This window comes from Pseudomonas sp. DW-iso3 (assembly GCF_058725305.1).
On sequence record NZ_JBZXDZ010000002.1, the window covers coordinates 589,584 to 611,747 of the forward strand.

Annotated in this window: 25 protein-coding genes and 2 pseudogenes; 24 read left to right on the plus strand and 3 right to left on the minus strand. The window is 59.0% G+C overall.

Annotated features, from left to right (window positions below; genetic code table 11):
* Window positions 1-71: 71 nt before the first annotated feature.
* Entirely contained in the window at window positions 72-1,001 is a 930-nt protein-coding gene (gene pcaQ, locus AC4PS7_RS08470; protein WP_492179291.1) for a pca operon transcription factor PcaQ, read from the minus strand.
* 939 nt (window positions 1,002-1,940) lie between these two features.
* Here pcaQ and AC4PS7_RS08475 point away from each other — a divergent pair.
* The 11 genes and pseudogenes from AC4PS7_RS08475 (at window position 1,941) to AC4PS7_RS08525 (ending at window position 10,258) form a co-directional block, all read left to right on the plus strand.
* A pseudogene (locus AC4PS7_RS08475) lies at window positions 1,941-2,523 on the plus strand (STY4534 family ICE replication protein).
* Between the two features lie 71 nt (window positions 2,524-2,594).
* On the plus strand, window positions 2,595-2,852 hold the full coding sequence (locus tag AC4PS7_RS08480; protein ID WP_492179292.1) for a hypothetical protein: 258 nt from the start codon (window positions 2,595-2,597) through the stop codon (window positions 2,850-2,852).
* 100 nt (window positions 2,853-2,952) lie between these two features.
* Window positions 2,953-3,447, plus strand: coding sequence for a JAB domain-containing protein (locus AC4PS7_RS08485; RefSeq protein ID WP_492179293.1), 495 nt, complete (start codon window positions 2,953-2,955; stop codon window positions 3,445-3,447).
* Between the two features lie 52 nt (window positions 3,448-3,499).
* On the plus strand, window positions 3,500-4,246 hold the full coding sequence (locus AC4PS7_RS08490; RefSeq protein WP_492179294.1) for a DUF5983 family protein: 747 nt from the start codon (window positions 3,500-3,502) through the stop codon (window positions 4,244-4,246).
* A 106-nt stretch (window positions 4,247-4,352) separates the two neighbouring features.
* On the plus strand, window positions 4,353-4,895 hold the full coding sequence (pilL2, locus tag AC4PS7_RS08495) for a PFGI-1 class ICE element type IV pilus protein PilL2 (RefSeq protein WP_492179295.1): 543 nt from the start codon (window positions 4,353-4,355) through the stop codon (window positions 4,893-4,895).
* Window positions 4,892-5,548 carry a chemotaxis protein gene (locus AC4PS7_RS08500; RefSeq protein WP_492179296.1) on the plus strand — a complete coding sequence of 219 codons (657 nt, stop codon included), beginning with the start codon at window positions 4,892-4,894 and terminating at the stop codon, window positions 5,546-5,548. The genes pilL2 and AC4PS7_RS08500 overlap by 4 nt, the downstream gene beginning before the upstream one ends.
* Before the next feature lie 9 nt (window positions 5,549-5,557).
* Window positions 5,558-6,283 (plus strand): TIGR03759 family integrating conjugative element protein, encoded by a 726-nt coding sequence (locus AC4PS7_RS08505; RefSeq protein ID WP_492179297.1) that lies wholly within the window; start codon window positions 5,558-5,560, stop codon window positions 6,281-6,283.
* Window positions 6,265-6,813 (plus strand): lysozyme family protein, encoded by a 549-nt coding sequence (locus tag AC4PS7_RS08510; protein WP_492179298.1) that lies wholly within the window; start codon window positions 6,265-6,267, stop codon window positions 6,811-6,813. Before AC4PS7_RS08505 ends, AC4PS7_RS08510 begins: the two co-directional genes overlap by 19 nt.
* Window positions 6,810-7,325: an integrating conjugative element protein gene (locus AC4PS7_RS08515; RefSeq protein WP_492179299.1), complete on the plus strand. Its 516-nt coding sequence runs from the start codon at window positions 6,810-6,812 to the stop codon at window positions 7,323-7,325. The genes AC4PS7_RS08510 and AC4PS7_RS08515 overlap by 4 nt, the downstream gene beginning before the upstream one ends.
* A gap of 9 nt (window positions 7,326-7,334) precedes the next feature.
* Window positions 7,335-9,431: a type IV conjugative transfer system coupling protein TraD gene (gene traD, locus AC4PS7_RS08520; RefSeq protein ID WP_492179300.1), complete on the plus strand. Its 2,097-nt coding sequence runs from the start codon at window positions 7,335-7,337 to the stop codon at window positions 9,429-9,431.
* Window positions 9,432-9,526: 95 nt separating this feature from the next.
* A complete protein-coding gene (locus tag AC4PS7_RS08525) occupies window positions 9,527-10,258 on the plus strand; it encodes a TIGR03747 family integrating conjugative element membrane protein (RefSeq protein WP_492179301.1) in 732 nt (243 codons plus the stop codon).
* 286 nt (window positions 10,259-10,544) lie between these two features.
* Here the strand turns inward: AC4PS7_RS08525 and AC4PS7_RS08530 are convergent, their stop codons facing one another.
* Window positions 10,545-10,916, minus strand: coding sequence for a histone-like nucleoid-structuring protein, MvaT/MvaU family (locus tag AC4PS7_RS08530; protein WP_492179302.1), 372 nt, complete (start codon window positions 10,914-10,916; stop codon window positions 10,545-10,547).
* A 305-nt stretch (window positions 10,917-11,221) separates the two neighbouring features.
* Between AC4PS7_RS08530 and AC4PS7_RS08535 the strand changes: the two genes are divergently transcribed.
* Genes AC4PS7_RS08535 through AC4PS7_RS08575 form a run of 9 tightly spaced genes read left to right on the plus strand, consistent with a single transcriptional unit; the run spans window position 11,222 to window position 18,686 of the window.
* Window positions 11,222-11,557 carry an integrative conjugative element protein, RAQPRD family gene (locus tag AC4PS7_RS08535; protein WP_492179303.1) on the plus strand — a complete coding sequence of 112 codons (336 nt, stop codon included), beginning with the start codon at window positions 11,222-11,224 and terminating at the stop codon, window positions 11,555-11,557.
* On the plus strand, window positions 11,554-11,793 hold the full coding sequence (locus AC4PS7_RS08540) for a TIGR03758 family integrating conjugative element protein (RefSeq protein WP_492179304.1): 240 nt from the start codon (window positions 11,554-11,556) through the stop codon (window positions 11,791-11,793). The genes AC4PS7_RS08535 and AC4PS7_RS08540 overlap by 4 nt, the downstream gene beginning before the upstream one ends.
* A 17-nt stretch (window positions 11,794-11,810) precedes the next feature.
* Window positions 11,811-12,182 (plus strand): TIGR03745 family integrating conjugative element membrane protein, encoded by a 372-nt coding sequence (locus tag AC4PS7_RS08545; protein WP_046509162.1) that lies wholly within the window; start codon window positions 11,811-11,813, stop codon window positions 12,180-12,182.
* A gap of 7 nt (window positions 12,183-12,189) precedes the next feature.
* Window positions 12,190-12,603 (plus strand): TIGR03750 family conjugal transfer protein, encoded by a 414-nt coding sequence (locus AC4PS7_RS08550; protein WP_492179305.1) that lies wholly within the window; start codon window positions 12,190-12,192, stop codon window positions 12,601-12,603.
* Window positions 12,600-13,241 carry a PFL_4703 family integrating conjugative element protein gene (locus AC4PS7_RS08555; protein ID WP_492179306.1) on the plus strand — a complete coding sequence of 214 codons (642 nt, stop codon included), beginning with the start codon at window positions 12,600-12,602 and terminating at the stop codon, window positions 13,239-13,241. Before AC4PS7_RS08550 ends, AC4PS7_RS08555 begins: the two co-directional genes overlap by 4 nt.
* The gene (locus tag AC4PS7_RS08560; protein ID WP_492179307.1) at window positions 13,238-14,050 is read left to right on the plus strand and encodes a TIGR03749 family integrating conjugative element protein; all 813 of its coding nucleotides are present in this window, start codon (window positions 13,238-13,240) and stop codon (window positions 14,048-14,050) included. The genes AC4PS7_RS08555 and AC4PS7_RS08560 overlap by 4 nt, the downstream gene beginning before the upstream one ends.
* The gene (locus tag AC4PS7_RS08565) at window positions 14,040-15,554 is read left to right on the plus strand and encodes a TIGR03752 family integrating conjugative element protein (RefSeq protein ID WP_492179308.1); all 1,515 of its coding nucleotides are present in this window, start codon (window positions 14,040-14,042) and stop codon (window positions 15,552-15,554) included. The genes AC4PS7_RS08560 and AC4PS7_RS08565 overlap by 11 nt, the downstream gene beginning before the upstream one ends.
* A complete protein-coding gene (locus tag AC4PS7_RS08570) occupies window positions 15,517-15,933 on the plus strand; it encodes a TIGR03751 family conjugal transfer lipoprotein (RefSeq protein ID WP_256453139.1) in 417 nt (138 codons plus the stop codon). Before AC4PS7_RS08565 ends, AC4PS7_RS08570 begins: the two co-directional genes overlap by 38 nt.
* On the plus strand, window positions 15,933-18,686 hold the full coding sequence (locus AC4PS7_RS08575) for a conjugative transfer ATPase (protein ID WP_492179309.1): 2,754 nt from the start codon (window positions 15,933-15,935) through the stop codon (window positions 18,684-18,686). Before AC4PS7_RS08570 ends, AC4PS7_RS08575 begins: the two co-directional genes overlap by 1 nt.
* Before the next feature lie 41 nt (window positions 18,687-18,727).
* Here AC4PS7_RS08575 and AC4PS7_RS08580 read toward each other — a convergent pair whose 3' ends face one another.
* Window positions 18,728-18,985: a LasR-specific antiactivator QslA gene (locus tag AC4PS7_RS08580; protein ID WP_492179310.1), complete on the minus strand. Its 258-nt coding sequence runs from the start codon at window positions 18,983-18,985 to the stop codon at window positions 18,728-18,730.
* Between the two features lie 152 nt (window positions 18,986-19,137).
* On the opposite strand from AC4PS7_RS08580, the gene AC4PS7_RS08585 reads away from it, so the two are divergent.
* The 4 genes and pseudogenes from AC4PS7_RS08585 to AC4PS7_RS08600 all read left to right on the plus strand — a co-directional run bounded on the left by AC4PS7_RS08585 (window position 19,138) and on the right by AC4PS7_RS08600 (window position 22,157).
* Window positions 19,138-19,392: a helix-turn-helix domain-containing protein gene (locus tag AC4PS7_RS08585; protein WP_103408630.1), complete on the plus strand. Its 255-nt coding sequence runs from the start codon at window positions 19,138-19,140 to the stop codon at window positions 19,390-19,392.
* Between the two features lie 117 nt (window positions 19,393-19,509).
* The gene (locus tag AC4PS7_RS08590; protein ID WP_492179311.1) at window positions 19,510-20,466 is read left to right on the plus strand and encodes a TIGR03756 family integrating conjugative element protein; all 957 of its coding nucleotides are present in this window, start codon (window positions 19,510-19,512) and stop codon (window positions 20,464-20,466) included.
* Window positions 20,463-21,845 (plus strand): integrating conjugative element protein, encoded by a 1,383-nt coding sequence (locus AC4PS7_RS08595; protein WP_492179312.1) that lies wholly within the window; start codon window positions 20,463-20,465, stop codon window positions 21,843-21,845. The genes AC4PS7_RS08590 and AC4PS7_RS08595 overlap by 4 nt, the downstream gene beginning before the upstream one ends.
* Before the next feature lie 3 nt (window positions 21,846-21,848).
* A pseudogene (locus AC4PS7_RS08600) lies at window positions 21,849-22,157 on the plus strand (hypothetical protein).
* Window positions 22,158-22,164: the final 7 nt, after the last annotated feature.

Sequence of the window (22,164 nt, forward strand, 5' to 3'; positions counted from 1 at the left end):
GTGCCTCGCAGTTTCAAACAACAGACCCTCGGTGAATATTGAAAAACAGCCACTTAAACATAACCAAACGGTTATGGATAAAATCCTTCGCGATACGCCTGCCCGACTTCCCGCAGCACCTCGACACACCACTGGGCCGCCAGTGACAACGGCAGGCTGGAGTTACTAGAAATTCCCACCGAACCACCCGGTTCGCGCTGCCCCAGATTGATCTCAACCAGTTCGCCGCTGGCCAGATCCAGGCGCACTGCATCCAGCGGCGCGATCCAGATCGCCTTGCTGGACAACACATAACGGCGGCTCAAGGTCACGGACAAGGTTTCCAGACGTTGCCGCGACTGGCTGATGCCACATTGCACGAACAGGCTGTCGGCAAACTTGCGAATCGACGTCCCTACCAGCGGCAGCACCAGCGGAAAATCTTCCAGGGCGTGACGCTCCAGTGGCTCGGCCAGTAAGGGATGACCGGGGCGTACCACCAGGGTCATGGATTCGCTGTACAGATGCTCGAAGGTCAGCCCCTGAATCTCCGGGCTATCGGTCATACGGCCGACCACCAGGTCGACATCACCCACTCGCAACTGCGACAACAAATACGCGCTCGGCCCGGTCACCACACTTACCACCAGCGCCGAATGGCGCTCGTGCAAACGCCGCACAACCTCAGGCACCAGCAAGCTTTCCACCGTCGACAACACCCCAAGTCGCACCCTGGCCGCCGCATATTCGCCACCGCGCAAGGTATTCACCCCCTCACGCAGCGCCTGCACCGAAGGCCCGGCATAACGCAAAAAGGCGACCCCGGCCTCGGTCAGGCTCACGCCACTTTTACCGCGCATAAACAGGCTTGTCGCCAGCAGTTCCTCCAGCTCCTTGAGCGTCTTCGACATCGCAGGCTGACTCACTGCCAACACATCTGCCGCTCTCGCAAGGCTGCCCTGACGAGCCATTTCAAGAAAGCACACGAGGTGACGAAATTTGATGCGGGTGTCGATGTTCACTGCAGAGCCCCGTGAAGTAGTCTCGACAGCGTCGAAACGTTTGCAGGCGATCTTACTCTGCGCTCAATTGCCTGACGACCAGAGTTGACAACGGTTAAATGCGCTCAGTCGTTGGCAACGGAGCTTGCGGGCGGCGGACGAGGCCAGTGAGCAGAGCGAGCGCGGCGCAGACCAGGGCGAAGTCCATAATGCCGCTCCCCAATGAGCCGCTCAATGTCCGCAGAAAAATGGACCTCTAACGAGGTCCATTTTTTAATGCTTGGAGCAGAAAGTGAGACTCTATATAGCTTGCAACCATTTGATTCATAAATAGTTTTCTAATTCCCGAATCGGGACTGGACACAGCTCTGGAATTGCTCGAAAGCACGCCAAGGAGGCAGATAAAAAACTCCTGACTGGATCACAGGTATTTTCACAGCGACCAACAATAGCCCACTCAGAACTGCCCTCCCAACGGATAAAGGTGGCTCTTCTGTTCCTCGCCTGGCGACCCGTCAGGTCCACTCTTCAATTTCTTCAGTCCAGTGACTGCCACTGTATTCCGGCCGTAAAAATCGGGCTGGAGCGTCTTGACGCTCCCCAGTAACAGGCTTATACAAAGGGCGTGGTTTGCTGTCGTTGACAGCCCTGCCCAGGTAGCTTGAACCTTCAAGGCTACGCCACGCTTGTGGTGGTTTACCCAAGTGCGATCAGCGTTCGGAAGCTCGCACGGTTACCGCTTCAGCGGTGATGAATGCCCACTACCCCAGATTTGCGGACCACTACCGCAGACGTTCCTCAACTGCATCGCTATTCCCTCAGACGCAAAGTTCTGCTCGTCATCGGCTTGCCGGTGCTAAGCCCTTCATCGCTCGCCTTCACCTTACCCACCCTGACGGGGGCTCACTTCCCCGTCAGGGCCTGTGCGTCGCCGTTTCCCCTTGAAACAGGAGAAGCACCATGGCCCACGCCAACCAATCCCAAGAAGCGACCACTTACTTCAATCTGCACACCGTCGGTATCGGTTACCTCAATCGTGTTCGTGAAGTCCAAGTCCGCCGCGGCCAGCCATTCATGGCCTGCGATATCGCCGCCCTGCACGGCGCCACCGATGCGGTGGAGTACACCCGCTTCGACTGCAAAGTCGCGGGGGGTGAAGCTGAACGCTTGATTCGTCTCTATATGGACGCCGTCAAGGCCGAGAAAAAGGTCTTGCTGTCGTTCCGTATCGGCGACCTGTGGATCGATCCATTTCTCTACGAGAAAGGCGCTAAACAAGGTCAACCAGGCGCCAGTCTGAAAGGTCGTTTGCTGTTCATCGACTGGATCAAGGTCGACGGCACATTCGAGTACAAAGCGCCCGCCAGGCAGGAAGCAACAGCACCTGCTGAGCAAAGCGCCCACCAGTGAGTCATCCCCATCATTGGCTGATGCCGAAGTTGAGGAGAGTGAAAACCCAACAGAGGCTCGGGCTGAACCTAAATCTCCAGCTGCTCCCCGCACGGCCCGCCGTGATGCCACCTGTACCGTTCAGTCCGCCTGAACAGTCCACGATGTTCTTCACCAAGGCGCTCCGTCGAGCGCCTTTTCTTCAATCTGCACAGGAGAACCGACATGGAATCCTTCTGGATTTGCGATGACTGCCTGTTCGCTGTGGCGTACGAGGACTACAGCACGTTATCGCTCTACTACACGACGGATGAAATCGAGAAACGCATCGCCGGCATCCATCGTGGACTGATTCGGTTAATGCCCATCAGTGCCGACTTCGATCCCGAAACCGACCGGGGAATAAGTGCCTTTTCCTCATCGCCCTGCGACGGCTGTGGTTCACCCCTACACGGCCAGCGCCATCGATTCACTCGGCTGTAAACAGCGCGCCATCGGCTAACCCCCGCGACACTCTATCCACCTCGGGGATACCACTCCCCTCGGGCGTGTACCCCTGATTATTCCCTTCGGAGGTAGCACCATGAGCACCCAACTCACCTTGATCGAGACCTCGGATTTCGAGGCCGATCGTATCGTCCAAGAAAACCAGGTTATCGACGAGGCACTGCACATTCTAGATCGTCGGCTGTTCGCCCGCGGCCCTAACCTGACGTCGCCTGGCGCCGTGGCCTCATACCTAAAACTGCATCTTGTGCAACAAGAGCATGAAGTCTTCGGTATGATTTTTCTCGATGCCCAGCTCCGCGTGCTGGCGTTCGAAGTCCTCTTTCACGGCAGCATTGATGGCGCCAGCGTTTACCCCCGCCAAGTCGTTAAGCGCTCCCTAGCGCATAACGCTGCGGCCGCCATTTTTGTTCACAACCACCCCTCAGGGTGTACGGAACCCAGCCAGGCGGATCGCATCCTGACCGCACGGCTGAAGGAGGCCTTGGCCTTGATCGAAGTGCGCGTACTGGATCACTTCATCGTGGGTGAAGGGCATCCGCTCTCTCTTGCCGAACATGGCTGGCTTTAAGCCTCATAGGCGCCTTCGGGCGCCTTGTTCATTTTCATCCTGGAGCCCCCTCATGCACCCAACACACCAAGCCGCAGCCCTGCTGGCGGCCTCAAACCCATTTGCTCGCGGCTATGACAACCTTCATATCGAACGGCTGCTGCAGATCACCTACGAAGACGACTGCCCTCCCTGCTTTCGACCCGTACACGACTCACAAGCCCATCTGCCCAACGATGAGCTGCAGCTGTTCCCCTGTCTGTTCAATGGCGATTTCGCCTTGATCAGCGAAGGCCAATCCATTCCGGATGAGTTGGATGAACGCTGCCAGTCCACCGGGCTGGTGCGCCAAGTGATCTACGCCGTGATGGGAGAAGTGCTCAACGAGCGGCATCACGTCGGCGACCTGTACTCCCTGGAAGAAGCCCAAGCCGTGGTCCATCGCTTGAACTTCGAAACGGGACACTACAGTCGAGCCTGGGAGATCAGTACCGCCCACCTTCCCGAAGAAGCGATGCTTTATCTGGAAGAATGGGTCAGTCACTTCGTTCCGAGGCAAACTGGCCTCTTGTTCGAACTGTTCGCGTTGCCGGATTGCAACGGTATCGGATGCAAACTGATCGGCACACCATGGACGGACGAAAACGTGCTGAACATTGACGGCAAACCTTATTCAACCCTGAGACAAGAACAACTCGACGCCGGCACGCCGGAAGCCTTAGTCAACGTCCTGTATCTGGCGGCATTGGCAGATGTGCGATTGTTGATCTTCGACCCCGACGCTGCCGTCTTGGATGGGCTCGCCGTTTTTGATGAGTAACAACGCGTTCAGTTTTAACACGACCCGCCTTGAATCGACTTTCTCACTGAATCGCTCCTTCACCTCATGTCAGTTTCTGCACTGAATCTGACATGAGGTTTTTTCCATGGAGCGTTTTTTCACGCCTGTCTGCCTGCTGGGTTTGTTGAGCGCCTGCACCGCGCAAATCCCCAATACATTGCCGACCCATCCAGCGATCGACAGTGGCTCCAATCGAGCCCAGGTTTCGCGGGGCACAGCCGAAGGAAACCATCCGACAGAACTCCACTATGGCCGCTATACGCTGGTCAGCACCGAGCCCACCACGGAGCAACGCGATCTTCTCGCTCAAATCATTGACGTGAGCATCCCGTCCAGCCTGAGCCCCTCGGTGCAGGATGCGTTGCAGTACGTATTGCAGCGCTCGGGCTATTCGCTCTGTCTCGATGCCGCGGCGGTGAAGGTGCTGTTTACCCGGCCTCTGCCCGCAGCCCATTACCGGCTCGGCCCAATCCCGTTGCGCCGCGCGCTACAAGTGCTGGCTGGCCCCGCCTGGCAACTCAAAACCGATGAAGTCGGCCGTTCGGTCTGCTTCGAACAGCGAAAAACGGGGGCTGGCGTCACGCCATTCACACCCGTCTCGCCCCATCAGTCGGAGTCACGCCCATGAAAGCCTCGACGTTTCAAATCCTAATCATTGGGCTGCTGTGCCTGGCGGTCGCCGGCCTGAGCGGTGGTTTGTATAACCAGTATCAGCGCATGGCGGAGCTGCAGAGCACGAACACGCAATACCGACAAACCCTGGACACCCTGCAACGTGATTCAAACGCGCTCAAGGATGCCCAGGAAAAACTGCAGTACGCGCTGAAAGACCTGAAGCAGATGGTCGATACCGGTGAGCAACAGGCCAATACCCTCGATCCCATGCTGGATCAATGGGCGCAAGAAATACAGGAACTGCGCGACGGTCTGACAGCCCGCGCCACCGCAGCGGACATGACAGCGCTACGCGCACGCCTTGAGCAAGTCGAGCAACAACTCCTGGAGCTAACTCCACCATCGACGTCTTCCGTGGCCAAGCCGAAACAGACCGCTCACCCCAAACCCGTCCCGCTCTCGCCACCGTTTTCAGTGTTGAGTGTCGAGTCCCGCGGGGGTGAGCGCTTTCTGGCGGTCGCTCCTCATGACAGTCGCTCGCTCATGGATGTTCGGCTGCTGCATAGCGGCGAGCAGCTCGGAACTTGGTACCTGAAAGCACTGGAACCGAACTCAGCCATCTTCGCAGTGGCGGCTCAGCCAGACCAGACCGTGCACCTCCCTTGAGACGCAATCATGAACAGAGCGCAATTGCCCGCCGTCGTCTGTCTCGTTTCGCTACTGAGCACAGGAGCAGCGATGGGCAATCCCATGACGACACAGTCTCGGATCCAGGACGCGCAGTCCGCTCCCCTGGGGCGCTCTCATTCTGAACAGGCGGCAAGCTGGAGTCTGACCGAGCAGGAGTGGACGCGCTTCGAACAGATCCAAGCCGGCCCGCGCGGTTTCTGGAGCCCGAACCTCGATCCGTTGACCGCACTCGGAGTCGAGGCCGAGACCGACCAAGAGCGCCAGCGCTATGCCGAATTACAAGTTGCGCTGGAAGCCAAACGCGCCGAGCGCGAACTGGCCTACCAAAACGCTTACACCGCGGCCTGGGCCAAGCTGTTTCCCGGGCTGCTGCCGATCCAGGGCATGGCATCCCCATCCCCATCCCCTACCAGCTCAGCGGTCGTGCCGCGCCAAGCCCTGTTTGTGGAGGACCACTGCCCAGCATGCACCGCCGAAGCGCAGCGTCTGCAAAGCAGCGACACGGCATTCGACATCTACTTGGTGGGCAGCCAAGGCCAGGATGAACGCGTCCGTAGCTGGGCTCGGCAAGCGGACATCGATCCGGCCAAAGTGCAACGCCGGCAGATCACCCTGAACCATGACCGTGGTCGCTGGTTCAGCCTGGGTGCCCCAGGGCCATTGCCCGCCACATTTCAACAGGTGAACGGACAATGGCAACGCCTCGACTAAGCGGTATTGCGCTCCTGCTGACGATGCTCGCCGTCCAGGCGGACGAACTTCCGCCTCCTGCCTATCAACTGGCGGCGCATGACGCCGACATCCCTTCGACGGTGCTGTTCGCGATTGCCCTGCAGGAGAGTGGCATTCGCGTCCGAGGTCGGCTGCTGCCCTGGCCGTGGACCCTGAATATTGCCGGTACCCCTTACCGTTTCGCCACTCGCCAGGCCGCCTGTCACGCCTTGCTTCAGGCGCTAGCCCGACAAAACGCCAAGCGGGTCGACGCCGGACTCGGACAAACCAACTTGGGTTATTACGGGCAACGTTTTTCCAGCCCTTGTGAAGCCCTCGACCCCTACCGAAATCTCGCCGTGACCGCCGCGCTGTTGCGGGAGCATCACGCCGCCACCGGTGACTGGGTATTGGCTGCCGGGCGCTATCACCGCCCAGCGGGAGGTATACCTGCCGCGCGTTACCGCGCCGAATTTACCCGACAATTCGAACGGTTGCTGGTTTCCTTCAAACAGGGCACACCACCATGAAGCGAATACCTCTTGCCTATTATTGCATCCTACTCTTGGCACCTTTTACCCAGCCGCAATTGAGCGTAGCCGGGGATCAGCCTAGCGACTTCACCCGCCCCTATTTTCAAGCTGCCAGGCCGCCCATCAACAACAAGGCCCAGCCTGATCGGGCCATGCATGCGGACTTGTCCACGTTTGCCGATGAAGCCTGGATACTGCCCGTCCGCAGCTCCCTCCTAAGCCCAGGCCAGATCACGCTTCGCTCCCTGAGCATGCCTGGCTTGCAGCCATTTTTTCTGGTCGGTGACGATCCCCAATCACTGGCTTGGTTGCGTCACCGTGCGGCTGAACTGCGGGAAATAGGCGCGGCTGGCCTCGCCGTCGAAGTGGCCGATACTGAAGCCCTGGCCCGAATTCGAGCAGCCGCTCCGGGCATCACCATCCTGCCGGTCAACGGCAACGACATCGCCACCCGCCTGCAGATTGAGCACTACCCCGTCTTGATCACCGCCACCTCACTGGAACAGTGAGTCCAGATCATGGCCGAGCATGCGATGGAGTCCAAGCTCCGGCCAGCGGTGGAGCTGTACACCGTAGCGATCTGCATCGCCGCCGCAGTGCTCTGCGTGTACTCGCCCTGGGCTGTGGCCCTGTCACCCGAGATCGGTCTGGTTGCAGCGCTGGCCTATACCCTGTTCGGCCTGATCCGCCTGCGACAAGCCTGGGAGGTGCTGCGCTATCAGCGCAATATCCGTCGGCTGCCGCGTTACGAACTGACCAACCGACAGATTCCGGTCAGCCGAAAGCGTCTGTTCATGGGCCTCGGCTTTCGCTGGACCCGTCTGCACACCCAGCGCTTGGTCGAGGCCCAGGATCCAGCGGTCGCCCACTACATCGACCAACCGACCAGCTACCGCCTGGCCCGTGGGCTCGGACGACGCCTGGAGCATGCGCCGTTTCCACTCTCGATACTGGCCCGTGTCACAGCCTGGGACAGTGCCTTCAATCCGTTGCGCCCTTTGCCCCCGGTAGGTGGCTCTCCGCTGTTGCATGGGGTCGAGCCCGATGAAACGGAAGTCAGTCTGCCGCTGGGCGAACGGGTCGGACACACCCTGGTGCTCGGCACTACCCGTGTCGGCAAGACGCGACTCGCTGAGGTGTACATCACCCAGGACATTCATCGCATCGAACATGAGGTGGTCATCGTCTTCGATCCGAAGGGCGATGCCGACCTGCTCAAACGGATGTACGTCGAAGCCAAACGCGCTGGTCGGGAAAAGGAGTTTTATGTTTTCCATCTAGGCTGGCCGGAGATCTCCGCGCGCTACAACGCCGTGGGACGTTTCGGACGCATTTCGGAAGTGGCATCGCGCATCGCGGGGCAGCTCAGTGGTGAAGGCAACTCTGCGGCCTTCCGTGAGTTCGCCTGGCGTTTCGTCAACATCATCGCCCGGGCACTGATCGAGTTGGGCCGACGCCCGGACTACCTGCAGATCCAGCGACATGTGGTCAACATCGACGCGCTGTTCATCGAATACGCCCAGCAGTTTTTCGCCAAAACCGATCCGAAAGCGTGGGAAGTGATCGTCCAGCTTGAAGGCAAGCTCACCGAGAAGAACATTCCCCGGCATATGATGGGGCGCGAAAAGCGTGTGGTGGCCATCGAGCAGTATCTGGCGGTGAAGCGGGTATTTGATCCGGTAATGGACGGACTGCGTTCGGCGGTACGCTACGACCGTACTTACTTCGACAAAATCGTTGCCTCGCTACTGCCGCTGCTGGAGAAACTCACCACCGGCAAGACAGCCCAGTTACTGGCCCCCAACTACACCGATTTAGATGACCCGCGGCCAATTTTCGACTGGATGCAGATCATCCGAAAACGCGGCATCGTCTACGTCGGTCTGGATGCACTGACCGACGCCGAGGTGGCCGCCGCTGTGGGCAACTCCATGTTCGCCGACCTAGTCTCGGTCGCGGGCCACATCTATAAACATGGTATCGACCACGGCCTGCCCCCATCGGACCGAAGCGCCGACAAGCTTCCCATCAACCTGCACGCTGACGAGTTCAACGAGCTGATGGGCGATGAGTTCATTCCGCTGATCAACAAGGGCGGTGGCGCTGGTATCCAGGTGACAGCCTACACCCAGACCCTCAGCGATATTGAAGCGCGCATCGGCAACAGAGCCAAGGCAGGCCAGGTCATCGGCAACTTCAATACTCTGCAGATGCTCCGCGTGCGCGAAACCGCTACTGCTGAACTGCTAACCCAGCAGTTGCCCAAGGTCAACGTGCTGACCAAAACGCTGGTGTCGAGCGCCACCGACACCTCCGATCCAGAGGCCAGTACGGACTTCACCTCCTCCTCGCAGGACCGGGTCAGCAGCACCAGCGTGCCGTTGATTGAGCCTGCTCATATTGTCAGTTTGCCGAAGGGGCAAATGTTCTCCTTCCAGGCCGGCGGGCAGCTCTGGAAAGTGCGCATGCCTTTACCTAAATCCACCAACGACGATGCCATGCCCAAGGACTTGCTGGAACTCACTCAACGAATGCGGGCGGCCTACAACGAGCAAGCGGGGCAATGGTGGAGCGCAAGCGGTGGCGGCCCAACAATTAACTTCGATTTGGATTAGGTGGTGTAGCCCAACCTCGCCGTTTCGATTCAGCACAAAACCATTCAGAAAGCGTCGTGACGACATCAACTCTGCAGCGCGCAATGGAGCGAACAATGGCGACTTCAGCACAGAACACGTCGCCACAACCTATCCAGCACCCGGGAGTGATCGTCTCGGCGATTGGCTTGGTTTTTCGCATCATTGGTTTGCTGATCGCCTCGTTGCTGTTCTCGATCCTGATCGAGTTCGCCGGTCTACTGCTGCTCTGGGGCGATCAGGGCTGGCGGCACAGCCAGGCCATGCTGACCAGTGAACTGGGCTGGCTCAGCGAGCACTTCAAATCTTCTCTTATCTTCCAACAACCCGGACCGACAATTGTCCATCTGCTGGACTTTCTCAATCAGTGGCTGCTGGTCAAGACTGGCTTTACGGATTTTGCCCAGCAGGCGCGGGTATCGAGCATGGATGACGGCTTCTGGGGGTGGATCACCAAGTTTTACGTGAGCATTGAGGATTTCGTGCTGGCGGCGGTGTACGTCACCTTCACCTTCGCCGTGAGGCTAACCATTCTGGTCTTGGCGACACCCTTGTTTCTGCTGGCGGCGCTCACCGGTTTTGTCGATGGTTTGATGCGCCGCGACCTGCGCAAATTTGGAGCCGGGCGAGAGAGCAGTTTTGTCTATCACCGCGCTAAACGAGCCGTGATACCACTGCTGATCGTGCCCTGGGTTATCTACTTGTCCCTACCCTTTTCGCTCAATCCCATGGCTATATTTTTCCCTTGTGCGGTGATGCTCGGCATCATTACGGCAATCACGGCAACGACATTCAAGAAGTATCTCTGATTCGGAAAAACCAGTTTTTCTTTACATATCCCAATGCCAAGGTAATTATCCAGCGACCGAAAACTGACACACCATATGAGTGCAAATAAAGCTGCTAGCGGTCGTCCTCGACTCCCACTATGGGTTAGAACATCAGGTGAAACGTAGGCTTCCAAGATCTGGGGGAATATCAAGGAACTAACCACCAATTAAACTGGTGCAGGACTGGGTCAAGACTTGCACTCTGGATTTATAATTCTCACCGATAAAAAAGGGCCCTTACAGGCCCCTGATCATCAAACCAATCTTACTGAGTACGCCACGAGTCAACAACGTCTGCGCCAAACTCGACTTTCCATTCTTTCAGTTGTCGATGATTTCCTCCCTTGGTTTCGATCACCTCACCAGAGTTTGGATTCTTGTAAATCTTCACGTCGCGAGCCTTACGGACTGCCTTTACGGGAGCAGCTATTGGTGTCGAGGTACGACGGCCAGCTTCTGGATCCAGGATACCAATGATGTTCTTCAAGCTGAAGCCGTACTCGCCAAGCAACGCACGTAGTTTGCTCTCAAATTCCATTTCTTTTTTCAGGCCGACATCACTTTTCATCGACTCGAGCTCTGCGAGCTGTTCAGCCAGTTGTAGTTCAAGCTTGCGAAATTCAGCCAAACGAGACATGTGAAACTTCCTTCAGGTTAGGGAAATGAGAAGTGAACGCCCCCATGCTAAGCGATGATTGACTCTTCGTCACCCATACGCCCATCAAGCAGAAGTAAATCCACTCATTACCTTATGAGCAACACATTATTAATGGGGAAGATTGCTAGACTGGGTTCTCTTTTTCGCCCAATCGATTGCTGGCGTATGTGGGATAAAATTCTTCCGATCTCCTCCAAAAAAGCGATACATTCCATCTCGCGTTTAATACTGAGTAACACAACCGCTAACTTGATGCTGGCTCCACCTCCACATGGACCAGCATCATGTCGACTACCGTCTTTCGTTGCTTTTTACTCCTTTCACTGGCCATCGCTCATGGCAGCGGCTATGCCGCATCTGCTCATGAACAGGAACAGCTCAGCCTAGTCCAACAGCAACTCGACACTATCGAACGCCTTGCAACGCAAGCTGAGGCAGCCAGCACGGCTGAACCAGTCGAGCGCTATCGCTTCGACTATCTCCGTCTTTCCCAAGACATCCAGCGCATCCGCCACGGTGTGCAGGACTATCTGTCCCCCTCCCGTGCTCAACCTCGCGATCCCAGTGAACTAGTCGGCGAATACCGCCTCGACGCTCCATCCGCGGAGCCTTCGCCATGAGCATGACTGACGCTCAGATCGCAGCGTTCCAAAACGCCTCCGGCTTCGCACCGCAGAGCAGCTCGACGCTCTGGCTATCCCTAGTTCTGGTTCTGGCTTTGCTTTGGTGCGCCTGGGTGATGTGGACGGCTTACCGGGGTTGGGCCACCGGCAGTGTGCGCTTCGGCGCGCTTGGCGGAAGTACCGCACGCGTGCTGCTCACCTTGTTGGTCCTGATGTTCTTAACCCTGTCCTAGCCCAGGAGATCGCCACCATGCTCAAGTGCTTTGCCCCTCTGAAAAACAATCTGCGAGATCGTGCCAGCCAACGCTTGATCGGTCTGCTGCTGGTACTCGGCCCAAGCCTAGCTTTCGCCGAACTCCCCACCATGGAAGCCCCTTCGCGCGGTGAAGGATCCGGATTGATCGAGACGATCAAAAACTACGCCTACGACGGCGGCATCTTGCTCGGTCTGCTAATCGCCCTACTCGCTTTTCTCGGTGTGGCCTGGCATTCCCTGACTGTCTATGCCGACGTGCAGAACCAACGCAAGACCTGGAAAGACTTAGGTGCGGTGGTCGGTATCGGTGCTCTGTTGGTGGTGATTATTATCTGGTTCCTGACCAAGGCCGCCGCGATTTTGTGAGGTTGGCATGAACGATACTATCGAACGTCTTGCCGACGGCACCTTGGTCTTTCTGCCGGAGCGACTCAATCGTGATCCCGCCGTGTTGCGTGGGTTGACCAATGATGAGATGTGGGTGGCGCTCGGTAGCGGCGCCGTCATTGGCCTGCTGCTGGGCGTGCCGCTGGCGATCGCCACCGCTTCCATTGCCGTGGCGCCGACCAGCATGATCGCGGGTATGGCGATGGTGCTATTGGCCGGTGGCACGCTACTGCGTCGGGCCAAACGGGCCCGCCCCGAGACCTGGTTGTACCGCAAGCTTGAATGGATACTGGCTAGCCGTTGGCGCCTAGGGCGCGGCAGTTTGATTCTCCATTCCGGTGCCTGGACGGTTCGCCGTTCGCGTCGACTGCGCCCCGCCCTGTCCCGGTGGCAACCATGAGTCGTTTTCGGAACAAGGTGGATGCCCAACAGGCCCATATCTTCAGCCTGCGTCTGGCGGTAGTGATCCTCGCCCTGCTCTGTATCGGACTCTGGTATGGCTGGCGCTCGGCACCGACCGATCTGACCGTGCATGTCCCCCCGGATCTGCGCTCGGGCAGCACGCGCAAGTGGTGGGATATCCCCTCGGAGAATGTCTATGCCTTTGCCCTGTACATCTTTGGCCAGCTCAACCGCTGGCCCTCGGATGGCGAGCAGGATTATCGTCGCGCCATCTATGGCTTGCAGTCCTACCTGACACCCGGCTGCAATGCCTTCCTCGACGGTGATTATGAGTACCGCAAGGCCGCCGGCGAACTGCGCCAGCGGGTGCGTGGCGTCTACGAAATTCTGGGCCGAGGCTACAGCGAAGATCCAGAGCTCAGGGTCAAGCAACTCGACCGCGACAGCTGGCTGGTCACGCTCGACCTCAACGCCGATGAGTATTACGCCGCCGAACCGGTGAAACGGGTGGTGGTGCGTTATCCATTACGCGTGGTGCGTTTTGATCTGGATCCCGAGCGCAACAAGTGGGGGCTGGCGCTGGATTGTTATCAGGGCACCCCACAAAAAATCTCCCTGCCTGGAGGTGAACCATGAAGCGGAATTCTAGCCTGGGATTGACCGTCATGCTCATATTATGGGGAGCTGCGGCGCAGGCCGTCGAGTTGATGCACTGGGAACGCCTCCCCCTGGCGGTTCCGCTGGTGATCAATCAGGAGCGGGTGATCTTTGTCGATGAGGATGTTCGAGTTGGGGTGCCCTCAACCCTGACGGGCAAGCTGCGCATTCAATCAGCCGGCGGCACGCTGTACCTGCGCGCGTCGGAAACCATTGCCCCGACCCGACTGCAACTGCAATCAGTCGCGACGGGTGAGATCATCCTGCTGGATATCGCGACCACGCCCGGCGATCAACCGCTGGAGCCGGTGCGTATTCTCAAGAATGCTCCGGTGCAGGCTACGGAGGCTGAAACCAGCACCGCCCCTGTTTCAGAACGCACGCCGATCCCGGTCGCGTTGACGCGCTATGCCGCACAGAGCCTGTACGCGCCGCTGCGCACCGTAGAATCCCTGCCCGGTGTACGCCGCGTCCCGCTCAAGCTGCGCACCGAACTGCCAACCCTGCTGCCGACCGAAAACGTGTCCAGCACACCCATCGCCGTCTGGCGACTCGGTGATTACTGGGTGACGGCGGTGAAAGTGCGCAATCGTGGTTCAAAGACGGTGCAACTCGATCCACGTCGACTTCAGGCCAAGCTGTTCGCCGCGGCCTTCCAGCATGCTTTCCTCGGGCTTGTCGGCAGCGCTGAAGACACCACGATCGCCTACCTTGTCACCCGCGGTGCCGGCCTCGAGCAAGCCGTGCTGCTCCGGCCCGTTGCGCGAGGTGCTGACGATGAAAGCTAACGCCTTGCTCAAATGGCTGGTACCGGCTGCGCTGCTGGGCGTGGTGCTGATCATCCTGAAAACCTGGGTCCCGGGTGGCAGCACACCTTCTCCAGAGCACCCAGTTGATCAGGGCAATATTCAATTATCCGCCGAGCAAGCCAAGTCGCTCGGCATTGCGGGCGATACCCCACGCGACACGGTCGCTACCCTGGTCGGCCAGGTGAAGGCCATGCGCAGCGACATGCTCGGTTTGAAGAAACACAACGATTCGCTGCAGACAGAGAACAACCGCCTGCGTGAGCGGGAAAACAGTGTCGATTCGCGTATCCAGACCGCGCTTGGCAGCGTGACCCAGCAGGTCGACGAAGGCCGCCGACAAGCCAACGAGGCCCGGCTCAAAGCGGAACAAGACAGTCGTCAGGCTCGCGGTCTGCTGACGCAATTGCAGGACCAGTTGTCGGGGCTGACCGGCAAAGGCAAGGATATGCCAATCGGATTGGGGCTTGAGCCGGGCGACGGGGCTCAGTTCGAAGGGCAGCATTCTGCCAATGAGGCGATGCAGTGGATTGAGCCCTCGGATGCTCCGTCCACCGACGCCCGAGGCAAAACCAAGACCTCCGCCCTGAGTTTGCCTACTGCCTTTAACTCACTGGAAGGCTTGAACGATAACGCTATTGATCGCAGCCAGAAACAGCTACGTGCAGCCACCCAGGGGGAGCGTGACCTGACGCGATCCGCTGAGCGTACCGAAGGTGCGAAGTCGGTCTACACCATTCCCGAAAACGCCACGCTGATGGGCTCGGTCGCCATGACTGCGCTGATCGGCCGCGTCCCGGTGGACGGCACCGTGAATGACCCTTATCCCTTCAAGGTGCTGGTCGGTCCGGAGAACCTCACGGCCAACGGCATCGACCTGCCGGACGTCGCGGGGGCCGTGATGAGCGGCACGGCGTCCGGTGACTGGACCCTGTCTTGCGTACGCGGACAGGTCGAGTCAATCACCTTTGTGTTTACCGATGGCACCATCCGCACCGTGCCTCAGCCGAAAGCGGTCGCCAGCCGTAATGCCTCCACCACCCAGGGCTCGAACACCGACAAGATCCGTGGCGGACTCGGCTACCTGTCCGATCCGTATGGCATCCCGTGCATTGCCGGCGAGCGCCGCTCGAACGCCCAGCAGTACCTCGGCAGCCAGAGCCTGATCACTGCCGCCGGCGCGGGGGTCGCCGCTCTGCTCGGGGATGAACAGAACAACAGCAGCGTGATCAGTTCGGGTGGCAGTACCCTCGGGGTGACCAACAGCACGGGCAACAGCGCACTGAATTCAATCCTCAGTGGTGGGGTCAGCGACATCCGCGAGTGGGTCAACAAACTGTATGGCGAGGCCTTTGCGGCCGTGTACGTGCCACCCGCCGCACAGGTCGCCCTGCACCTCGACCATGAGATCACCATCGATTATGAGCCCAAGGGCCGGAGCGTTCGCCATGAAAAAGACCAAGCTTCTCTGCCTGACCTGGATTAGTTTGCTCTGCTGGGGTCTGGCGGGGTGCTCCACCGACAAGGACACGCTGCTGCCCCATGGCGAGCAAACCATGCTGGACATCTGGAACGGTGCTGGTTCGCAAGGCACTCAGCAGCAACTGCTGGAGGCTCGGCAGCAGTTACGCCGCCCGCTGGCTCAGGCAGATGCCTCCGCGGCTATCCAGGAACCCTACACGCGCACAGCGGCGAACGAGATCCGCAACCTGTTCCCGCGCCTGCCCAATCCCGATCTGGTGCTGTACGTGTATCCGCATTTAAGTGGCACCGAGCAGGCACCGGTTCCGGGGTACTCGACCGTCTTTCCGTTCTACCAACGGGTGCAGTACGCATTGCCGGGTGAACGTCAGGAAGACTTGTAGTGCGTACCGGCGATTCGGGCAACCGCACTGCCGCATGGAAAGCCTGGCGCCACCCATTACGCCCGCGCGCGACCTTGGCCGATGAAGCCGCACTGTATGCGCACAACCCCAGCTTCACCGATCACCTGCCTTGGGTCGAGTACCTCGACAGCGAGCAGTGTTTTCTGCTGGATGACAATCGCTCAGTGGGCGCGGTGTTCGAGTTGCTGCCCATCGGCACCGAAGGGCGCGAACCCGATTGGCTGATGGCGGCCCGCGATGCCCTTGAGGATGCCCTGCAGGACAGCTTTGATGAGTTGGATCAAGCGCCTTGGGTGGCGCAGTTTTTCTGCCAGGACGACAACGACTTCACCCCCTACCTATCCCGGCTCACCGATTATATTCACGACAGCGCGCGAGGCACGGTCTTCACCGAGGCGTATTTGCAGCTCAGCCGCCGCCATCTGCAGGCCATCGCCAAGCCTGGCGGCCTGTTTGAGGATAAGGTGGTGACGCGCCTGCCTTGGCGCGGCAATAACCGACGGGGGCGCCTGGTGGTCTATCGCTGGCTTGAGTCTGACGCTGAGGAGACGGGACTTACCTCGGTGCAATCCCTGCAACAGGCTTGCGAACGTATCGCTGCTTCGTTGCAAGCGTGTGGGGTGCAATCGACGCGAGTCGATGGCCGAGGTTTGTATGACTGGTTGCTGCCTTGGTTCAATCCAGCCCCCAGGCTCACCGATGAATCGCCCGAGGAGTTCTACCGCCGCGTAACCTCTCCGGAGTCGGGCGACGGTGAGTCGCTGGAACTGCCCTTCGACCATGACTTCGCCGAGCGGCTGTTCTTCAATGAACCGCGTTCGGATGTGCAGCACGGATTCTGGTTTTTCGATGATCAACCCCATCGGGTCATGGTGGTGGACAAGCTGCGCCGGGCGCCCTTGATTGGTCAACTCACCGGCGAAACCCGCAAGGGCGACGCGGTGAATGCACTGTTCGACCAGTTACCCGAAGGTACAGTCATGAGTCTAACCTTGGTGGTCAAACCGCAGGATGTACTTGAGGATCAATTGAACCGCCTGGCGCGCAAAGCCATCGGTGAAAACCTGGCCTCGACCCAGATCCGCCAAGATGTTGAAGAGGCTCGTGCAATCATCGGTCGCCAGCACAAGCTGTACCGCGGCACCCTGGCATTCTACCTGCGCGGTCACGACGAACAGCAATTGCACCAGCGCTCGGTCAGCCTGGCTAACGCACTATTGGGTGCGGGCCTACAACCGGTACGCGAAGGCGATGAAGTCGCCGCCTGCAACAGTTACCTGCGTTGGTTACCGATGGCTTACAACCCGGCCCGCGACACGCGCAACTGGTACACCCGCCTGATGTTTGCCCAGCACCTGGCGAATCTGGTTCCGGTGTGGGGCCGCAGCACCGGCACCGGCCACCCGGGCATCACCCTGTTCAATCGTGGTGGCTCGCCGTTGAGTTTTGATCCGTTGTCACGCCTGGACCGAGCCATGAATGGTCATCTGCTGTTGTTCGGCCCCACCGGCGCCGGCAAGTCGGCCACTCTGGTCACCCTGCTGATGCAGGTCATGGCGGTGTACCGCCCTCGCCTGTTTATCGTCGAGGCCGGCAACTCATTCGGCTTGCAGGGCGATTACTTCGCGACACAGGGCCTGTCGGTCAACAAGGTCCAATTGAAACCTGGCGCCTCGGTCAGTCTCGCCCCGTTCGCCGATGCTTGGCGCCTTGTCGAGCAGCCGGATCAGGTCGCGAGTCTGTCGATCGATGAGCTGGACGATGAGGTGGTAACCAGTCGCGAAGACCAGCGCGATGTGCTTGGCGAACTGGAAATCACCGCCCGCCTGATGATCACCGGCGGCGAGGCCAAGGAAGAGGCGCGCCTGAGTCGAGCCGATCGCAGCTTGATCCGCGAGTGCATTCTGGATGCGGCGCAAACGTGTGTCGCGGCGTGCCGCCAGGTACTGACCCGCAATGTGCGCGACGCCTTGCTGCGCGTCGCCGCGGACACACACTTGCCGGAAAAGCGGCGCGAGCGTGCCCAGGAAATGGGTGAGTCCATCGACCTGTTCTGCCAAGGTTTCGAGGGTGAACTGTTCGATCGCGAGGGCACGCCTTGGCCCGAGAGCGATGTGACCATTGTCGATCTCGCCACTTACGCTCGCGAAGGCTACGAGGCGCAGATGTCCATCAGCTACATCAGCCTGATGAACACCGTGAACAATCTCGCCGAGCGCGATCAGTACCTGGGCCAACCGATCATCATGATCACCGACGAGGGTCATATCATCACCAAGAACCCGTTGCTGGCGCCGTTCGTGGTCAAGGGAACGAAGATGTGGCGCAAGCTTGGCGCCTGGTTCTGGCTGGCGACGCAGAACCTTGCCGACTTTCCCACGGCTGCGCAAACCATGCTCAACATGATCGAGTGGTGGATTTGTTTGAACATGCCGCCCGCGGAAATTGAGGAGATCGCACGGTTCAAGAAGCTCACACCGGCACAGAAAGCCTTGTTGCTCTCCGCCAGCAAGGAGCCGGGCAAATACACCGAGGGGGTCGTGCTGTCGAAAAATCTCGAAACGCTGTTTCGGGCCGTGCCGCCAAGTCTTTATCTCGCCCTGGCCATGACGGAGCCCGAGGAAAAAGCCGAGCGCTGGACACTTATGCAAGAGAATGGCTGCTCAGAATTGGAAGCCGCTTACCGGGTAGCTGAACGGATCGATAGAGCGCGAGGCATAGAACCCGCATAGGGAAATCTATTCAGCTATCGCGCTCTAAAGCGAGCGACCGGTTATTGTGATGCGCCTCGAAGCCGCTGCTGAATCCTCAACAGGAATCCGGCTTCAAAAGCATCTTGGCAGTCACCAATAGGAAACGTCTTGCGTGTTTGCGCCAGCTCCCACCACAGGGGAATTTCACCGGACGTATCAAGCCAAGCCTGGGCGCATTGCACGCCACGTTCGATCATCGGAGCAAATTCGTTGCCCCAAGGTGTCAGAAGACTTGGGCAACCATCCGCCGCAGGAATTGAAATGTAGTTTTCGTCCATACACACCTAGATGTCTGATTTTATTGTTAGACGCTGGACTCAGCCTGGAAATAACGAAACAAAATGAACGTTCGGCACCAAATGCCCTAGATCAATACCAATGTAGACTATATCCCGTGGATTGAGAGTCCCTCAAGGCGCAATTTGCGCGCATGACTCAAGACTACGAACAGCTGCGTCTGCAACTGGCGGAAAACATCCGCTTGATGCGACGTATAAAGAACCTTACCCAAGAGCAGTTGGCGCTCATGGCCGAGGTCGATCGTACCTACGTCAGTCAAATCGAACGATGCACGGGCAATCCGTCGCTGATGGTCCTATGCAAACTCGCCAATATTCTCGAAATCACAACGGCTCAGCTACTCACCGAGCCAGACGCCCTTCGCCGTGCGCTGAGCATCGAATAGCCACCTCGTCGCCCTGCAAATCCTTGTAAATCGACAACGCCAGCTTCAGCTTTATCACTGACGGTGTACGTTTAATCATTGAACGTGTCCAGGCCATTAGCCCAAAGAGCCTGGATCATGCCTGTCGTATGCCCGTCAATTGCGCTTCAAAAGCTACGACCTTTGGCGCTGAGCATTCTGCTGGCATCCGGCCCAAGCATGGCGCTGGATACCGGCAGCATCACGTCCTCGGTGTTGTCGCCAAATTGCCTCGCCTACAGGGTCGTCGGCATTTGTTACTGGCTGCTCTGCACGCCCTTCGGCTGCACAGTCAAAACCTCGACCAAGGTGCGTCATTTCATTCCTGAACTCGTTGTCTCGAGCTACGCCACCACCGGCAATAACCCATGGACCGAGATGGCCTCCCTCTCCTCTCCCATCAGCGGTGCGGAAGGTGGCGGCAACCTGATCACGCCGAACACCCAGCGCAACAACCTGCCCCGTTTCAAGAACGTCGATGGCATCGGCCACCCCGGTGGCTGGGCCGCCACGCAACTGGCCTCGCAATCCGGTTACGCCTGCGCCAGCGGCGCTACTACGTTCATGCCCTACTACCTGAGCACCCTGGACTCGCTGGCCTGGCGCCATGGCATACCCGAAAGCCTTTACCCCGAGTCGCTCATGCCAGGGATCCGTGAAATCGGTCAGCAGGCCTCGGGAAACATGTGGGGCAACGTTTATCCCCGGCAGGGTTTTCTGGTACAGCCCGACGACTTCAAGGCGGCCGCAGTCATGGCGCAACGGGCCGGCGATGTGATTACCCGCAACGGGCAGCCGCATGTGTACGTACCACTCACGCCCGCCAAACGCGACGGCTACTGGCCGCCTGGCCCGATCGTTGAAAACGACGCTTCCACCCACAAATGGCAATTGCTCTACCCTCAGGTTCAGCCCACCTGCGCCATCTTCCCCAGCGATCCGGTACAGAGCACGGATGGCGGCTACGCCTGGTCGTTGTGGCGCCCCTATAGCTGCTGCAAACGTGAAGGACAGACCTTTCTGTTCAGCATCGACTTTGAAGGCGGTGCATCATGAGTCGGCTTCTCGCGCGACCATGGTTAGGCGTGATGAATCTGTTGCTCTACGGACTGCTCACCATTGCCACGCATGCTCACGCCGCCGAAGGCGATTACCGCCTGGGCACTCAAGGCGAAGTGCTCGACGACCGAGTGATGTACACCATCGGTGGCGGCTCGGCAGTCGGCTCACCGAGTTCGCTCTACCGACCCAGTGGTCTCGGTGTCGGCGGGTCCTGGCGAGCGAACATGATGTGCGGAAACATGAGCCTCACCAACACCCTTCAAAACCAGCTGAACGGCGTCACTGAAGGTTTCCAGCAGATCATGGGCAGCATCGTGCAGAACGCGACCCAAGCCGTGATGTCGCTGCCAGCGTTGATCATCCAGCGCGCCAACCCCGGCCTCTATGAGTTGTTGAGCAACGGGGTGATGCAGGGACGTATCGACTTCGACCGCTCCAAGCTGACCTGCCAGGCCATGGCCGAAAAGATGGCGGACAAGGTCGGTCAAGCCGGCTGGGGTGCGCTGGCCAAGAACCAGGAGATGCAGAGTAATCTAGAGCAAACCGGTGGTGACGCAGTGGCCACGGTGAAAAATACCGAGTCCCAAAACGGCAACAATGGGGTGTCCTGGGTCGGAGGTTCGAAGGCTGGTGGGAATGGGCAGACACCCATTCGGGTGACCTCCGACGTAGTGCGCGCGGGCTACAACTTGCTGCATAACCGGACGGTGGCTGACAGTACGTCGATCAGTAGCAGCGACTGTTTGGGTGGAGCCATTTGCCAGACCTGGGCTTCGCCCCAGGAGGAATCCGAATGGGCCGTTCGGGTGTTGGGCGAGAGCGAAGTCGCGACCTGCGACAGCTGCGAAACCCTGCGTACGACCGCTGGCAGCGGATTGACGCCGCTGATCCAGGAGGCCTACAGCGAACGCCTCAAGGCCCTGCAAGGGCTGCTGTCCGGTTCACTGTCGCCTACCCCTGACAATCTGGCTAAAGCCTCAAGCCCAATACTTCCAGTGACCCGTGGCGTGATCGAAGCCTTGCGCGACGATCCCGACCAGGATCTGCTGGCGCGACGCCTGGCCAGCGAGACGGCCCTGTCCAGCGTACTCGATAAGGCGCTCCTGCTACTACGCACCCTGCTGGCAGGCAGTCACGAACCGAACATCGCTTCAGCCGAGCCGGCCCAGACAGCCTTGACGAAAAATATCGACGCCCTGGAGCGCGAAATACGTCTGCTACAAACCGAGCTGCAGGTCCGACAGATGCTCGCAACCAATACCGCCAGCCTGGTGCTCGATCGACATGCGGGTGGTGCCGATGCTTCGCGTACCGTCGAGCAAGGCGACCCTGAGCCGGGCCGACTCAATGATGCTGACGCTAGGCGCAAGTGAGCCATGAAACGCTCACCGCTATTCACTCTGCTTTCAGGTCTGGGGATTGCCGCGGTGATGATCCTGACCGCCGCACTGGTCGCCTGGATCGGCCGCACTGCGCTGGGTAGTTTCGAGGGCTGGCAGCAGGCATTCGAATCGGCACGACCTTATCTGCGGTGGTGGCGCGCCCTGCTCTACGCCGCCCTCTTTGCGCTCTAGTGGGATCTGCTTCGGCGCTACCGACATCGACCACAGCATCGACTGCGTGTGAAACGCATTGGAGCGTTAGGGCTCGTGCTCTTTACCTGCGTCGAACTCACCCGACTGTGAGGTCACC